Annotated in this window: 13 protein-coding genes; 4 read left to right on the top strand and 9 right to left on the bottom strand. The window is 72.1% G+C overall.

Annotated elements, in window-relative coordinates; all coding sequences use genetic code 11:
• Positions 1 to 114: 114 nt before the first annotated feature.
• The 7 genes from AC3IX6_RS29010 to AC3IX6_RS28980 form a co-directional block, all read right to left on the bottom strand.
• Positions 115 to 3,072 carry a M14 family metallopeptidase gene (locus AC3IX6_RS29010; RefSeq protein ID WP_489365987.1) on the bottom strand — a complete coding sequence of 986 codons (2,958 nt, stop codon included), beginning with the start codon at positions 3,070 to 3,072 and terminating at the stop codon, positions 115 to 117.
• Positions 3,073 to 3,211: 139 nt separating this feature from the next.
• Positions 3,212 to 4,213 (bottom strand): DNA-binding protein WhiA, encoded by a 1,002-nt coding sequence (gene whiA / locus AC3IX6_RS29005; RefSeq protein WP_112449750.1) that lies wholly within the window; start codon positions 4,211 to 4,213, stop codon positions 3,212 to 3,214.
• On the bottom strand, positions 4,204 to 5,268 hold the full coding sequence (locus AC3IX6_RS29000) for a gluconeogenesis factor YvcK family protein (RefSeq protein WP_489365985.1): 1,065 nt from the start codon (positions 5,266 to 5,268) through the stop codon (positions 4,204 to 4,206). Before AC3IX6_RS29000 ends, whiA begins: the two co-directional genes overlap by 10 nt.
• Positions 5,265 to 6,260, bottom strand: coding sequence for an RNase adapter RapZ (gene rapZ, locus AC3IX6_RS28995; protein WP_489365983.1), 996 nt, complete (start codon positions 6,258 to 6,260; stop codon positions 5,265 to 5,267). The genes AC3IX6_RS29000 and rapZ overlap by 4 nt, the downstream gene beginning before the upstream one ends.
• Entirely contained in the window at positions 6,257 to 8,290 is a 2,034-nt protein-coding gene (gene uvrC / locus AC3IX6_RS28990) for an excinuclease ABC subunit UvrC (RefSeq protein WP_489365981.1), read from the bottom strand. Before uvrC ends, rapZ begins: the two co-directional genes overlap by 4 nt.
• A gap of 88 nt (positions 8,291 to 8,378) precedes the next feature.
• On the bottom strand, positions 8,379 to 9,194 hold the full coding sequence (locus AC3IX6_RS28985) for a hypothetical protein (RefSeq protein ID WP_489365979.1): 816 nt from the start codon (positions 9,192 to 9,194) through the stop codon (positions 8,379 to 8,381).
• A 34-nt stretch (positions 9,195 to 9,228) separates the two neighbouring features.
• On the bottom strand, positions 9,229 to 9,864 hold the full coding sequence (locus AC3IX6_RS28980) for a papain-like cysteine protease family protein (RefSeq protein ID WP_489365978.1): 636 nt from the start codon (positions 9,862 to 9,864) through the stop codon (positions 9,229 to 9,231).
• Positions 9,865 to 10,103: 239 nt separating this feature from the next.
• Here AC3IX6_RS28980 and AC3IX6_RS28975 point away from each other — a divergent pair, with 239 nt between their 5' ends.
• The gene (locus AC3IX6_RS28975) at positions 10,104 to 11,087 is read left to right on the top strand and encodes a hypothetical protein (protein WP_489365976.1); all 984 of its coding nucleotides are present in this window, start codon (positions 10,104 to 10,106) and stop codon (positions 11,085 to 11,087) included.
• A gap of 58 nt (positions 11,088 to 11,145) precedes the next feature.
• Here the strand turns inward: AC3IX6_RS28975 and AC3IX6_RS28970 are convergent, their stop codons facing one another.
• Positions 11,146 to 11,583: a Rieske (2Fe-2S) protein gene (locus AC3IX6_RS28970; RefSeq protein WP_489365975.1), complete on the bottom strand. Its 438-nt coding sequence runs from the start codon at positions 11,581 to 11,583 to the stop codon at positions 11,146 to 11,148.
• A gap of 114 nt (positions 11,584 to 11,697) precedes the next feature.
• Here AC3IX6_RS28970 and AC3IX6_RS28965 point away from each other — a divergent pair, with 114 nt between their 5' ends.
• Complete coding sequence (locus tag AC3IX6_RS28965) at positions 11,698 to 12,612, top strand: carbohydrate kinase family protein (RefSeq protein WP_489365973.1); 915 nt, start codon at positions 11,698 to 11,700, stop codon at positions 12,610 to 12,612.
• On the opposite strand, the gene AC3IX6_RS28960 is transcribed toward AC3IX6_RS28965, so the two are convergent.
• Positions 12,587 to 13,192 (bottom strand): TetR/AcrR family transcriptional regulator, encoded by a 606-nt coding sequence (locus AC3IX6_RS28960; protein ID WP_489365971.1) that lies wholly within the window; start codon positions 13,190 to 13,192, stop codon positions 12,587 to 12,589. The two genes, AC3IX6_RS28965 and AC3IX6_RS28960, sit on opposite strands and share 26 nt — an antisense overlap.
• Before the next feature lie 102 nt (positions 13,193 to 13,294).
• On the opposite strand from AC3IX6_RS28960, the gene AC3IX6_RS28955 reads away from it, so the two are divergent.
• Both AC3IX6_RS28955 and AC3IX6_RS28950 read left to right on the top strand, forming a co-directional pair.
• A complete protein-coding gene (locus AC3IX6_RS28955; protein ID WP_489365969.1) occupies positions 13,295 to 13,945 on the top strand; it encodes an NAD(P)-dependent oxidoreductase in 651 nt (216 codons plus the stop codon).
• A 210-nt stretch (positions 13,946 to 14,155) separates the two neighbouring features.
• Positions 14,156 to 14,437, top strand: a complete 282-nt coding sequence (locus AC3IX6_RS28950; protein WP_489365967.1) for a DUF8108 domain-containing protein — start codon at positions 14,156 to 14,158, stop codon at positions 14,435 to 14,437.
• Positions 14,438 to 14,455 lie beyond the last annotated feature (18 nt).

The raw sequence follows: 14,455 nt of genomic DNA, 5'->3' as shown, positions 1-14,455 counted from the left end.
GAGTGACATCGACCGTCGTCTGACACGCCCCGAAGCCCCGCACTCTCGGACGAGTACGGGACCTCGGGGACCTTGTGCCCGGTCACTCACGGTGAGCGCGGTCAGGGCCTCTGATCAGTGGTTCAGCGAGCGGAGCGCCTTACCGACGAGTACGGCGCGGTCCGCCGCGGCCGGCACGTGCTCCAGGCCGAAGCCCAGGAGCACGGTGTCACGCGTAGTGACGGAGGCGTAGGACTTGAACAGCTCGCCCGACCGGGACCAATCGCCCGGAACATCAGGACTTCCGGCAGGTGCGCCCTGGGCGGTCCAGACACCGAGCGAGGACTCGAATCCCTCGACCGCCTGGTCGGCGCCGCCGATCGATACGCGGGCCTCGTCCGCGAAGACCCCGCGGCCGCCCGAGCCCGGGTCGGTGACGTAGGCGAGGGAGACCTCGACGGTCTTGCCCGCGTACGCGCTCAGGTCGAAGGAGGCCTGCTTCCAGCCGCCGGAGGACCCGGTGAAGGAGTTCCACGCGCCGCTGGTGCCCTGCGGGGTGCAGCCGCCGGCGTCGAGGGTGAGGTAGCGGCGCAGGAACGGGTGGCCGTTGATGAAGAAGCCTGCCCCGCACTCCTCCGGAACGGTGGTGGTGGTCAGTCCGTTCGTCTCGGGCAGCGTGGTCCAGTCGTCGCCGCCCGCGGTACGGGACTCCAGGACCGCGTGGTCGTAGCCCTCCTCGGTGTTCCAGTTCAGCGCCATCTTGAGCTTCGGCTGGTCGGCCGCGGTGACCCCGGTGAGGTCGATGGTGCGGGTGAGGCGCTTCCAGTCGTCGTCGTCGTGCGTGGCCGAGGCCATCGACGCGCCGGCGTACGGGGCGTACGGGTTCACGACTCCGGCGTACTGACCCGCCTGCGCGCTCTTGAACTGCGGGAACTGCGCCGCGGGCAGGGTGTCGGACGTGACCGTGTAGGAGCCGGGGCGGTCGAGCGGGTTGCCCGTGGCGTTGCCGAGGGCGCCCGTGGCCCCGGTAAGGGAGCCGGCGCCGGTGAAGCCGGTGGGGCCGGTGACCCCCGCGCGGCCGTAGGCGCCGAGGAAGTACTGGCTGAAGTCGTTGGTCACGGCGCGGCCGACCTGGGCGTTGCCGCCCGCCAGCTCGCCGGCCTCGATCAGCTTGCCGCCCTCGTTGAGGTAGTCGCGTACCGCCAGCTGGGTGTCGCCGCCGGGAGACTTGGCCCCGGTGTAGTGGACGGCCGTACGGAAGTGGGAGAGGGCTCCCAGGTGGTGCGGGGCGCCCTGGACGGCCACGTCCCAGACCGCCGCGCTCTTGCCGTTGGCCTTCAGCGCGTCCACGTATTCCTGCGCGTGCTGCGCCGGGGCGCCCTCCTCGGCGACCACCAGCACGTCGGCGCGGGGCCGCTGGGCCACCGTGTACGTGAAGTGCTCGCTGGAGACCTGCTTGCCGCGGTCACGGCCGGTGAACCAGACCTCGACCTTGTCGCCGGGCTTGGCGCCCTCGACCTCGGCGCGGTACTCGTCGAACCAGTTGTTGTCCTCGCCGCCGTAGGTCTCGCCGCCCTTCCAGGCCTCGAGGTCCTCGTCGTGGGTGCGGCCGCCGTTGATCCGGTAGTTGAGCTCCTTGTCCTTCAGCGCCTTGCGGGCCGTGACGGCGACCTTCTGGTCCTCGCCGCGGGCCGCGTAGGAGGTGGTGAAGGGGTCCAGGGTGAAGTCCGCGGCGGTCAGGCCCAGGGAGGACTTCGGCCGGTCCGGGTGTTCGGCGCTCTCGGCCACGGAGAGCGCGAAGTTGATGTTCTTGGCGAACTCGGCCTGGACGAGCTTCTCGTCGTCCGGGAAGTTGAAGCCGGAGGCGCAGTCCTCGGGCTTCCACTGGTCGTCCGGGTCGATCGCGGAGGCCGTCTGGCAGGTGGTCATCTCCGGCGTGAACATCATCATGCCGTTGGCGTTGGCGGCATGGCCGTCGGCCTCGCCGTTGGTGGTGTAGAGCTCGGAGGAGACCTGCGGGTAGTAGCCGGGGACCGCCGGGTTCTCCGGGGTGCCGGCGAGCGCCTTGTAGGCGACGTCGTCGGGGGTGGGGGTGGCCACCTGCCAGCCCACGCCGTACAGGATCAGTTCGGCCGCGGAGTGGTAGTTGATGCCGTAGTCGAAGCCGATGCGCTTCTGGAACCGGTCGAGGGCGACGGTCTCGGGCTCGGAGGAGGCCTTGGCGCCGCGGTAGGTCTCGCTCGACTGGTTGGGCGAGGAGCCCTCGTTGTCGTAGCCCCACTTGTAGGTGAAGTTGCGGTTGAGGTCGACGCCGTCGCCCGCGGTGATCTTTCCGTCGGCGTTGTTGTCGCGCAGGTTCTTGCGCCACAGCCGCTGGCCGTCGGGGGCGAAGGTGTAGTCGTAGCCGTCGGGGTTGGCCGAGAGCAGGAACCACAGCTCGGTGGAGTCCACCAGCTTGGTGATCCGCGGGTCCTTGCCGTAGCTGTCGAGGGTGTGGTGCATCAGCCGCCGGGTCATCTCGGGGGTGATCCACTCACGGGCGTGCTGGTTCGACATGAAGAGCGTGGAGGGCTTGCCGCCGTCCCTGGTCTTCTTGGCGTTCTTGCTGACCTTCAGGGCGAGGATGTCCTTGCCCTGGACGGTCTTGCCGATGGAGACGACCTTGGTGAGGCCCGGGTTCTCCTGGGCGGTGCGCAGGATCTCCTCCTGGAGCCCGCCCTTGCCGCTGTACGGGCGGAAGACCCCGTCGCCGGCCGCCAGCGAGCGCGCCGCGGCCTTGGCCGGGACCTTGCGTTCGGCGAGCTTGATCCCCTGGGCCGCCAGTTCCTTGGCCTGCCCGCCGGTGAGGAAGAGCTCGACCTTGGCGGTCCCGGTCTCCGGGGCGCGTTCGGAGAGCTCGTGCGCGTCCTGGCCGGCCGCCAGGACCAGCGGGACCTGCTCCTTGGTGATGTCGGCGTCGTAGACCCGCACCTCGTCGGCGGCGGACCGGTCCGCCGCACCGGGCTGGGCCTGGGCCGCTGCGGGTAGTGCGGCCAGTGTGGTTCCGAAGACGAATGCGCTTGCGGCGAGGATCGATCTCGCGCGGTGCCTCATGTGCCCCCCTGGGCGTCGTCTGCCACGAAAGCTTCGGACGACAGGCTCACGACCAGCACATGCTCATGTCAATGGGGCATACCGGAAAGGGGCCCGCACGAGTGATCGTGCGGGCCCCTTTCGGAGGTGTTTTTTCCGCTCAGCCGGCCATGTTGTCGGCCAGCTCCTCGCTGTCGCTCAGGTCGAGGTTCGACTCGGTGCCCGGGATCCCGAGGTCCTGGGCCCGCTTGTCGGCCATCGCCAGCAGGCGGCGGATCCGGCCCGCGACCGCGTCCTTGGTCAGCGGCGGGTCGGCGAGCGCGCCCAGCTCCTCCAGGGAGGCCTGCTTGTGCTCCATGCGCAGCCGGCCGGCCGCGGCGAGGTGCTCGGGGACCTCCTCGGCGAGGATCTCCAGGGCACGCTGGACCCGCGCTCCGGCGGCCACCGCGGCCCGCGCCGAGCGGCGCAGGTTGGCGTCGTCGAAGTTGGCCAGGCGGTTGGCGGTGGCGCGCACCTCGCGCCGCATCCGCCGCTCCTCCCAGGCCAGCACGGAGTCGTGGGCGCCGAGCCGGGTGAGCAGGGCGCCGATGGCGTCCCCGTCCCGTACGACGACCCGGTCCACGCCGCGGACCTCGCGGGCCTTCGCGGCGATGGAGAGCCGGCGGGCGGCGCCGACCAGGGCCAGGGCGGCCTCCGGACCGGGGCAGGTGACCTCCAGGGAGGAGGAGCGCCCCGGCTCGGTCAGCGAGCCGTGGGCCAGGAAGGCCCCGCGCCAGGCCGCCTCGGCGTCACAGGTGGCCCCGGAGACCACCTGGGGGGGCAGACCCCGGATCGGACGGCCGCGGCCGTCCACGAGGCCGGTCTGGCGCGCGAGCTGGTCGCCGCCGGCGACCACGCGGACCACGTACCGGTTGCCCCGGCGCAGACCGCCCGGAGCCATGATCACCAGATCCGAGGAGTGTCCGAAGATCTCCAGAATGTCCTTGCGCAGGCGGCGGGCCGCGATCCCCGCGTCCAGTTCCGCCTCGATGACGATCCGGCCGCTCACCAGGTGCAACCCGCCCGCGAACCGAAGGATCGCCGAGACCTCCGCCTTCCTGCAGCAGGTGCGGGTGACAGGCAGGCGGGCGATCTCATCCTTCACCGCGGGCGTCATCGCCATGGGCCGATCCTTCCATGCATCCGAAAAATACGGTCGTACGCGGCGGCGAGCAGCTCCGGATCATGCTTCGGAGAGCCGTCTTGCCTGGCAACCGGCGCCAGCTCGACCGCGGCGCCGAACCGTTTTGCGGCATCGGCGAGGGACTCGCGATCGGGCACGGCAGCCTGATCGGCCAGCACCACGTCCAGGGCGAGTTTAGGGGCGTGTCGGGCCAAAACCTCCAAATGACGCTGCGGAGAGAAGCCCTCTGTTTCGCCGGGTTGTGGTGCGAGGTTCAGCGAGAGCACCCTGCGGGCCTTGGTCTCGATCAGCGCGTCGAGCAGTTCGGGCACCAGCAGGTGCGGAATCACCGAGGAGAACCAGGACCCCGGACCGAGCACGACCCAGTCCGCGTCGAGCACCGCCGCGACGGCTTCGGGCACCGCCGGCGGGTCGCTCGGCACCACCTGCACGGAGAGCACCTCGCCGGGGGTCAGCGCCACGGTGGCCTGTCCCCGTACGGTGTCCACGTCCTCGGGACGGGCCGGATCGTGCCCCTTGACCAGGGCCTGGAGCTCCAGCGGGACCGCCGACATCGGCAGGACCCGGCCCTGGGCGCCGAGCAGCTTGCCGACGAGGTCCAGGGCCTGGACCGGGTCGCCGAGCTGTTCCCACAGGGCCACGATCAGCAGGTTGCCCACGGCGTGCTCGTGCAGGTCGCCCTGGGACTGGAAGCGGTGCTGGATGACCCGCGACCAGGTCTGGCCCCAGTCGTCGTCACCGCACAGCGCGGCCAGCGCCTTGCGCAGGTCCCCGGGCGGCAGGACGCCGAGCTCCTCGCGGAGCCTGCCGCTGGAGCCGCCGTCGTCGGCCACGGTGACGACGGCGGTCAGCTCACCGGTGATCCGGCGCAGGGCGGTCAGCGAGGCCGAGAGGCCCATGCCGCCGCCGAGCGCCACGACCTTGGGTGCGGCGTGGGCCTCGCCCCGGCGCAGGCCCGTACGGCCGGTGCCGCCCTCGACCTTGCCGGTGGTGAGCCGGCGCAGGCGTCGGAGCCGCATGGTACGTCCGGTCACTCGCGCCCCATGTCCCTGTGGACGACGACGGTCTCGACTCCTTCGGAGGCGAGGCGGGCGGCGAGCTTCTCCGACATGGCGACGCTGCGGTGCTTGCCGCCGGTACAGCCGACCGCGATGGTCACGTACCGCTTGCCCTCGCGGCGGTAGCCGGTGGCGATCAGCTGGAGCAGCTCGGTGTAGCGGTCCAGGAACTCCTTGGCGCCGGGCTGGCTGAAGACGTAGCCCGACACCTCCTCGTTCAGGCCGGTGAAGGGGCGCAGCTCCGGGACCCAGTGCGGGTTGGGGATGAAGCGGCAGTCGACGACGAGGTCGGCGTCGACGGGGAGCCCGTACTTGAAGCCGAAGGACATGACGGTGGCCCGCAGCTCGGGCTCCTCGTCGCCGGCGAACTGGGCGTCCATCTTGGCGCGCAGCTCGTGCACGTTCAGGCTGGAGGTGTCGATGACCAGGTCGGCGTCACCGCGCAGCTCGCGCAGCAGGTCGCGCTCGGCGGCGATGCCGTCGACGATGCGGCCGTCGCCCTGGAGCGGGTGCGGGCGGCGGACCCCCTCGAAGCGGCGGACGAGGGCGTCGTCCGAGGACTCCAGGAAGACGATCCGCCGGGTGACCCCGCGGGTCTCCAGGTCGGCGAGGGATTCGCGCAGCGCGTCGAAGAACTGGCGGCCTCTGACGTCGACGACGACGGCGATGCGCGCCACGTTGCCCTGCGAACGGGCGCCGAGTTCCACCATGGTGGTGATCAGCGCGGGCGGGAGGTTGTCGACGACGAACCAGCCGAGGTCCTCCAGGCACTTGGCCGCCGTACTGCGGCCGGCCCCGGACATTCCGGAGATGATCACCAGCTCGGGGATGGCCGCCTCGGCGGTATCTCCGGGCTCCACTGTCGTGCCCGTACTCACCTGTGCTCCGTCTCGGTCGTACTCGGATGCGATGTCGTGCCCGGAATCCTGCTCGGATCCTCGGTCGTGCCGGGTTTCGCGCTCGGTCATTGCTCGGTCCCCCGATCGGATGCTGCTCCCGCGGACGCGGGGGTCTCATCCTCAATGATCTCCCCGGTCGCCGTATTGACGGCGGGACCGGCGGGAACCGCCTGGGCGAGGGCCACGGCCACGGTCTCGGCCGTCTTGCGGCCTATGCCCGGGACCTCGCAGATCTGATCGATTGTCGCCTGTCTGAGCTTTTTCACCGAACCGAAGTGTTTGATCAGGGCCAGCCTGCGGCTCTCGCCGAGCCCGGGGACCTCGTCGAGGGGCCCGGCCTTCAGGCGTTTGCCCCGCTTGTTGCGCTGGTACTGGATGGCGAACCGGTGGGCTTCGTCACGGACCCGCTGGAGCAGGTACAGGCCCTCGCTGCTGCGGGGCAGCACCACCGGGTCGTCCTCCCCGGGCAGCCAGACCTCCTCCAGGCGCTTGGCGAGGCCGCACACGGCGACGTCGTCGATCCCCAGCTCCTCCAGGGCCCGCTTGGCGGCGGCCACCTGGGGCTGCCCGCCGTCGACCACGACGAGCTGCGGCGGGTAGGCGAAGCGCTTGGGGCGTCCGTCGTCCTCGGGCGCGTCCTGGTCGACTTCCCCGCCCGGGGCGGCCCCGGGGGACTCGGGCGACCACTCCCCCGTCTTCAGCTTCTCCTGGAGGTAGCGGCGGAAGCGCCGGGAGACCACCTCGTGCATGGAGCGGACGTCGTCCTGTCCCTCGAAGGACTTGATCTGGAAGCGCCGGTACTCGCCCTTGCGCGCCAGCCCGTCCTCGAAGACGACCATCGAGGCCACGACGTCGTCGCCCTGGAGGTGGGAGATGTCGAAGCACTCGATGCGCAGCGGCGCGCTGTCCAGCTCCAGCGCCTCGGCGATCTCCTCCAGGGCCCGCGAGCGGGTGGTGAGGTCGGCGGCCCGCTTGGTCTTGTGCAGGGCGAGGGACTGCTGGGCGTTGCGGTGGACGGTCTCCATCAGCGCCTTCTTGTCCCCGCGCTGCGGGATGCGCAGGCTCACCTGCGAGCCGCGCCGCTCGGCGAGCCACTGGCTCAGGGCCGGGGTGTCCTCGGGGAGCGCCGGTACCAGCACCTCCTTGGGGACGGTCTCGCCCTTCTCCTCCCCGTACAGCTGCTGGAGGGCGTGCTCGACGAGCCCGGCGGTGTCGACGGCCTCCACCTTGTCGGTGACCCAGCCGCGCTGGCCGCGGACCCGGCCGCCGCGGACGTGGAAGATCTGCACGGCCGCTTCGAGCTCGTCCTCGGCGACCGCGAACAGGTCGGCGTCGGTGGCGTCGGCGAGCACGACCGCGTTCTTCTCCATCGCCCGGCGCAGGGCCCCTATGTCGTCGCGCAGCCGGGCGGCCTTCTCGTACTCCATCTCCTCCGCGGCCTCGTGCATCTGCTGTTCGAGGCGGGTGAGGTAGGTGCCGGTGCGTCCGGCCATGAAGTCGCAGAAGTCCTCGGCGAGTTCGCGGTGCTCCTCGGGGGTGACCCGGCCGACGCAGGGCGCGGAGCACTTGCCGATGTAGCCGAGCAGACAGGGGCGGCCGATCTGGGCGGACCGCTTGAACACCCCGGCGGAGCAGGTGCGGACGGGGAAGACCCGGAGCATCAGGTCGACGGTCTCGCGGATGGCCCAGGCGTGCCCGTACGGGCCGAAGTAGCGCACGCCCTTCTTCTTGGGCCCGCGCATGACCTGGACCCGCGGGTAGTCCTCGTTCATGGTGACGGCGAGGGAGGGGTAGCTCTTGTCGTCCCGGTACTTGACGTTGAACCGGGGGTCGAACTCCTTGATCCAGGAGTATTCGAGCTGGAGCGCCTCGACCTCGGTGGAGACCACGGTCCACTCGACGGAGGCGGCCGTGGTCACCATGGTGGCGGTACGGGGGTGCAGCCCGGCGAGGTCCTGGAAGTAGCTGGCCAGCCGTTGGCGCAGACTCTTGGCCTTCCCGACGTAGATCACCCGGCGGTGCTCGTCGCGGAACTTGTAGACCCCCGGGGAGTCCGGGATCTGCCCCGGCTCGGGGCGGTAGCTGGAAGGGTCGGCCATGCCAGCCACCCTACTGTCGCCCGCCGACAAGCGGGGCTCAGCCCCGCAGGGTCCGGCCGCCGGGCAGGCGGCCGGACCCCTCGGGTGGCTACGCCCGCACCACCCGCTGCCGCCGGGCGCGCCGGGCGGCCACCGCGCCGGCCGCACCCAGCGCCAGAGCCACGGCTCCGGCGGTCACCGGAAGGCCGGAGAAGGCGTACGCCGACGACGTGGCGGCCGCCTGCGCGGCCGTGGCCGTGGCTTCCGTGGGGGCGAAGCCACCGGCCTTGCCGGACTTGCCGTAGGCGGATCCCGGCAGCTTGTCCCCGTAGGCCTTCACGACCCGCGTCCGGTAGGCGGCCAGGCTCGTGCCCTGCGCGCCCACGGCCGTCGTCGCGTCCTCGTCCAGCGGCAGCACCCGCTCGCCGCCGGCCACGTACCAGGCGTCGATCTGCGGTTCGCGGAACACGGTCCCGCCCGGGAGTTTCGCCGCGCCGAGCCGTGCGTAGCGGAACTCGTCGTCGCCGGTGGCGATGTTCACCACCTGCCAGCCCGCCGGGGTCTGCGCGGTCCACAGGGCGGCCTGCTGTCCGTCCGAGGAGACGGCCTGGCTGGCGAGGAACTCCAGCCGGGCCACGCTCGCGCCCGCCTTCCCCGCGACGAACTCCGGCGCGAGGTAGTGCACGGGAACCGTTTCGCCCTCGATGCGGGGCTGTGCGGCGGCGAGCGAGACCTTGCCCTCGCGGGCGAAGAAGCGGGACAGGGTGGCGAGGGTGTCGGGCGCCGCCGCCGTCCGCCCCGCGGCGGCCAGGTTCTCGGCGGTGGCGCTCTGGGGCTGCGGAACGGGGGCCGCGGACGCCTGGGTGGGGGCCAGGGCCAGTACGGCGGTCGCGGCGACGGCCGCGGCGGCGAGACGGCCATTCATGGGGCGGCCATTCATGAGGCGGGTAGCCATGAGGTCACGCCCCGATCCGGTAGAGCGAGTGGGTCCAGGAGAAGGTGCTGTTGTCCACGTACCAGGCGTGGGAGGCCCAGTTGTAGCGGTCGCTGGAGGGCCACGGGTCTCCCCAGTACACCCAGCTGTTCGCGGTGTCGTAGCCGTAGATCACGTGCATGTGGCCACCGCCGTTGGACCACTGGATGCGGGTCTCTATCGGGCGGTTGGCGTTGATCTCGGTCTGGACGGTGGAGTACTGGAGCCAGCCGTTCACGTAGGAGCCGGAGTTGATGCCGGCCCAGCGCAGGGCGGTCTGGACGTTGGCCAGGTTGGCCTGGTTGTTGGGGCAGTCGTAGCCCTGCTGGCGGTTGAAGGCCGCGTTGCAGAACTGGTTCTGGCTGTAGTTGCGGCCGAACCAGGTGGCGATGGTGTTGCCCGCGGCGGCCCAGCACCAGTTGGTCTTCTGCTGGGCCTGCATGGTGATGTTCAGCCGCTTGGTCGCCAGCGCCGAGCTCTCGGCGGGTGCGGCGGCGGCTGAGGAGGTGGCGGTCGTGGTGCCCGTACCGGCATCGACGGCGGTGGCGGTGGCGGTGGGCAGGGCGAGGAGCAGGGCGGTGATGAAGGCGGCGAGGGTGAGCCGCCGGTCTGTGTGGCGCATCGCGTTCCTCCCGAGGTGGGGAGTGGGGGTGGAGGAGCGCGTCCGGACGCTGTGGAGGAGCATCAGGGTGTTGTCGGGAACAGGTCAACACGCTTCAATACGGCGTGACATCGCGGTGTGAACGGTGGGGCCAGAGTGTGAACGTCCGCCGTCACCCCACCTGGACCCACCGGGACCACGGGCGTCACCCGCCGGACCGCCCGCACCCCGTCGCGTGAACGTTCACAGGAGGAGCCGCCATGCGGTCGAGCGCGAACGGCACCTTCTCGGACAGCGCCCCCGCGGACGGCACCCCTTCGGACGGCGCGCGGGAGCTGCCGCACCTGCTCCGCGAGGGCCCCTTCCACCTCGCGCTCCGCGCCGCCCTCGCCGCCCGCGGGCTGCCCCTGCACCGGGTGCAGCACCGGCTCGCCGCCCGCGGCATCAAACTCGGGGTGACCAGCCTCAGTTACTGGCAGCAGGGCGCCCGGCGGCCGGGCCGCCCCGAGTCCCTGAAGGCCGTACGGGCCCTGGAGCAGATCCTGGAACTGCCCGAGGGCGCCCTGCTGCGGCTGCTGGCCGCGCCGGATCCCGCCGCCCCCGGGACGGCCCGCCCGCCCGCGCGCTCGTACCGGGCGCTGTTCAGCGTGGGCGCGGCCGTGGAGGCGCTGCTCGCCGGCATGGAGCTGCCCGCCGACGGCGGCCTGCACACCGTCGGCCACCACGAGCGGGTGCGGATCGGCCCCGCCGGGGAGCTGCTCGGCCGCGAATCGCAGCACGTCGTACGGGCCCACCGGGACGGGGTCGACCGGTACATCGCGGTGCACCACGGCGACCCGGGCTGCGATCCGGAGCGGATCCGGGTACGGGCCGTCGAGAACTGCCGGACCGGGCGGATCCGCCGCCACCCCGAAGCGGAGCTGGTCGTCGCCGAGCTGCTCTTCGACGCCCGGCTGCGCGCCGGGGACACCTATGTCTTCGGCTACGGCTTCGAGGACGGCACCGCCGGCCGCAGCACCGAGTACGTGCGCGGCTTCAGCTATACGGGCGGGCAGTACGTGCTCCAGGTCCGCTTCGACGAGGCGGCGCTGCCGGTGCGCTGCCGCCGCTTCACGCGCAGCGGGCCGGACGCGCCGCGCGGGCGGCTCGCGGACCTGAACCCGAGCGGACCGCACCGGGCCGTGCACCTGGTGGAGCAGGGGGTGCGGCGGGGGATCCTGGGGATCGGGTGGGACTGGGAGTGAGCGCCGGTGCGGCGGCGTCCCGCCCCGGTCACGCCGGTACGGCGCGTCCCCGCCCCCGTCAGCCCGCGATGAGCTTGCCGCCCTCGACCTTCACCGGGACCTCCGGCAGCGGTTCGGTGGCCGGGCCGCGCAGCACCTTGCCCGTGGTCACGTCGAAGCGGCTGCCGTGGCAGGGGCAGTTGCCCTCACCCGACCCCTCGATGAGCTTGTCCAGTACGCAGCCCGAGTGCGTGCACTGGGCGCTGAACGCCTTGTACTGGCCCGCCTCCGCACAGCTGACCACGAGCTTCTTCTCCCGGAACAGCTTCGCGCCGCCGACCGGGACCTCGGACTCCGCACCCAGCTCGACGGGCTGGGCGGGGACCGCCGGGCTGCCGTAGCCGCTGTTGGTCTCGGTGGAGCAGGCCGTGAGCGCAGCGCCGCCGCCGACGGCTCCGACGATCGCGGCGGCGCCCTTGAGGACGGTACGGCGGGCGGCGGACTGCGAGGCGGACATGCGGTTCTCCCGGAGTGAGGGCGGCGCGAGGATACGGCGGAGCCGGGATCGGCACGGCCGGGCCCGGCGGGCCCACCCGACGATACCCGCGCCCGATGGGATACCTTCCCCCGCGTGATCGTCGTCGGTGGAGAAGCCCTGATCGACCTGGTGCCCGTCGCACAGCCGCCGGGCGCCCTGCTGCCACGGCCGGGCGGCGGACCGTACAACACCGCGCTCGCGCTGGGCCGGCTCGGCGCACCGGTCGCCTTCTGCTCCCGGATCTCGACCGACGGCTTCGGCGCCTCGCTGCTCGACGGGCTGCGCGCGGCCGGGGTGGACCTCTCCCTGGTCCAGCGCGGACCGGAGCCGACCACGCTGGCGGTGCCCTCGCTGGCCCCGGACGGCTCGGCGGCGTACGGGTTCTACGTCGAGGGCACGGCCGACCGGCTGTTCCGGCTGCCGCCCGCGCTCCCCGAGGGGGTACGGGCCCTCGCGCTCGGCACCTGCTCGCTGGTGCTGGAGCCGGGGGCGAGCGCCTACGAGACCCTGCTGCGCCGGGAGGCCGGGCGCGGGCTGCTGACCCTGCTCGACCCCAACATCCGCCCGGCGCTGATCGCCGACCCGGCGGCCTACCGGGCCCGCTTCCTGTCCTGGCTGCCGCACGTCGGCGTGCTGAAGCTGTCGGAGGAGGACGCGGCATGGCTGGGCGGCCGCCCCGCCGACTGGCTCGCGGCCGGGCCCTCGGCGGTGGTGCTCACCCGGGGGGCCGGTGGCCTGACCGTGTGGACGCGGGAGGGGGCCGAGCACTCGGTGCCCGCACGCCGGGTCGCGGTGGTGGACACCATCGGCGCGGGCGACACCGTGAACGCGGCCCTGCTGCACCGGCTCACGGCCGGCGCGGCGGGACCGGGGCCAGGGCCGGGGGGCCCGGTGGACTGGCCCGAGGTGCTGTCCCACGCCGCCGCCGCTGCCGCGCTGACCTGCACCCGGGCGGGCGCGGAGCCTCCGTACGCCGCCGAGCTCAGCGGAGCGCGGCCCACACCGTAGCGGCCACCGCGGGGGCGAACTCCTCGACGGGCCCGACCGTGTCGGGGCCGGAGAAGTGCAGGAAGAAGGCCCGCTGGAAGCAGGCGCCGAGCAGCAGCGCGGCGGCGGCCGCCGGGTCGGCGTCGGGGCGCAGCCGGCCGCGTTCGAGCTCGCGGCGCAGATGGCCGGTGAGGGCTTCCAGCACCACGTGCGGGCCGGCGCCGATGCTCCGTACGCCCTCGCGGTGGCGGGTGAGCAGCACCGGGTCGGCGAAGAGCGAGCCGGACATGGGCATGGCGTCGGCGTAGAAGAGCGAGGCGTGCCGGGCGATCTCGGTCAGCCGCTCCTCGACCGGCTGGTCCCCCGGGTCGGTGGTCAGCGCCGCCATCATCTCGCCGGCGTTGGGGCGGCGTTCCATCAGGACGCGGACGAACAGCTCTTCCTTGTTCGCGAAGTACTTGTAGAGCGCGGCCTCCGAGCAGCCCGCCTCACGGGCGATGGCCTTCGTGGTGGCGTTGGCCAGACCGGTCGTGCGCATCAGGTTCTCGGCCGCATCGAGCAGGCGTTCCGGGGTGGACCGGCTTGACTTTGGGGTGAGCATTCACTCACCATAGCGGAAGCGGGGGTGAGTGAATACTCACCCACCCACCCCTCGCAACGTCATGCCTCACACGTCATGCGTCACATGAATGCGGGAGCCAGGATGAAACTCACGGTGTTCGGAGCCACGGGCGGGATCGGCCACGAAGTGGTCCGGCAGGCACTCGAAGCGGGTCACGAGGTGACGGCGGTCGTCCGCGACCCGGCCCGGCTGGACGTACCGGCGCACGGCCGGCTGCACGTGGCGGTGGTAGGGGACCTGTCGGACGAGGACGCGCTCGTGCGGGTGCTGGAGGGGCAGGAGGCCGTGGTCTCCGCGCTCGGCCCGGCGAGCAACAAGCAGGCCAGGCTCACCCCGATCGCGGGTCCGGCCCTGCGGTCGATCGTCTCCGCGATGGACCGGGCCGGGGTGGGCCGCCTGTCGGCGGTCAGCGCGGCGCCGCTGGGTCCGCTGCCGCCGCAGGAGGGGGCGCTCACCCGGGTGCTGGTCTACCCGATCCTGCGCAGGGCGCTGCGGGACGTGTACGCGGACCTCACGGTCATGGAGGCGGCGATCGCCGCGAGCCGCACCCAGTGGACGGTGATCCGGCCGCCGCGGCTGCTGAACCGGCCGTTCACGGGGACGTACCGGCGGGCGGTCGACGCCAACGTCCCGGGCGGCAAGGTGATCGCCCGGGCGGACGTCGCCGACGCCCTCCTGACCACCCTGTCCGACCCCTCGACCTCGGGGCACGCCATCGGCGTCGCCGCGTAACCGCTCCCTGCGGTGGATCGGGCACGTACGGGCGCACCCAACCGGCTTGATCCCGATATTGATGCGCCCACGTCTTGAGACACGTTTTGCCGCCTCGGCGCACGCCGGTACTTTCCTGCAAATAACACCACTGCCCCCGCTATTGACGCCCGCTCAGGGCGCCGGTAGCGGGGGCAGGCGCCTGTTTTGAGCAGAGGAGATCCCGGACCCATGAGCGAGCAGCTCACCCGCGAACAGCGGGAAGAATCCCTAGAGGCGGCCATCGCCGGCTACATCCGTGACGGCTACCAGGTGACGTACCGCGCCTCGACCGGCGCGACCGTCGCCAAGGGCAAGCCGATCAACCACACCCTCCAGCTGATCCTGACCCTCGTCACCTGTGGCCTGTGGTCCTTCGTATGGATCGCCCTGGCCATCATGGCGTCGGCGCAGAACGCCACGTACGTCCTGTCCGTCGACCCGTACGGCAACGTGCAGGCCGCGAAGCAGTAGAGCGGCACCGCAGTAGTG

This window comes from Streptomyces sp. GL_141, assembly GCF_057834385.1.
Note: the sequence above shows the minus strand (reverse complement) of the source record. Positions and strands in the feature narration are given on the sequence as shown.

Bases quoted from the DNA above. Each gene is read 5' to 3' on its own strand.
- AC3IX6_RS29010 (WP_489365987.1), bottom strand. From the start codon at position 3,072: ATGAGGCACCGCGCGAGATCGATCCTCGCCGCAAGCGCATTCGTCTTC.
- whiA (WP_112449750.1), bottom strand. From the start codon at position 4,213: ATGGCGATGACGCCCGCGGTGAAGGATGAGATCGCCCGCCTGCCTGTC.
- rapZ (WP_489365983.1), bottom strand. From the start codon at position 6,260: ATGACCGAGCGCGAAACCCGGCACGACCGAGGATCCGAGCAGGATTCC.
- uvrC (WP_489365981.1), bottom strand. From the start codon at position 8,290: ATGGCCGACCCTTCCAGCTACCGCCCCGAGCCGGGGCAGATCCCGGAC.
- AC3IX6_RS28985 (WP_489365979.1), bottom strand. From the start codon at position 9,194: ATGAATGGCCGTCTCGCCGCCGCGGCCGTCGCCGCGACCGCCGTACTG.
- AC3IX6_RS28980 (WP_489365978.1), bottom strand. From the start codon at position 9,864: ATGCGCCACACAGACCGGCGGCTCACCCTCGCCGCCTTCATCACCGCC.
- AC3IX6_RS28975 (WP_489365976.1), top strand. From the start codon at position 10,104: ATGCGGTCGAGCGCGAACGGCACCTTCTCGGACAGCGCCCCCGCGGAC.
- AC3IX6_RS28970 (WP_489365975.1), bottom strand. From the start codon at position 11,583: ATGTCCGCCTCGCAGTCCGCCGCCCGCCGTACCGTCCTCAAGGGCGCC.
- AC3IX6_RS28960 (WP_489365971.1), bottom strand. From the start codon at position 13,192: ATGCTCACCCCAAAGTCAAGCCGGTCCACCCCGGAACGCCTGCTCGAT.
- AC3IX6_RS28955 (WP_489365969.1), top strand. From the start codon at position 13,295: ATGAAACTCACGGTGTTCGGAGCCACGGGCGGGATCGGCCACGAAGTG.
- AC3IX6_RS28950 (WP_489365967.1), top strand. From the start codon at position 14,156: ATGAGCGAGCAGCTCACCCGCGAACAGCGGGAAGAATCCCTAGAGGCG.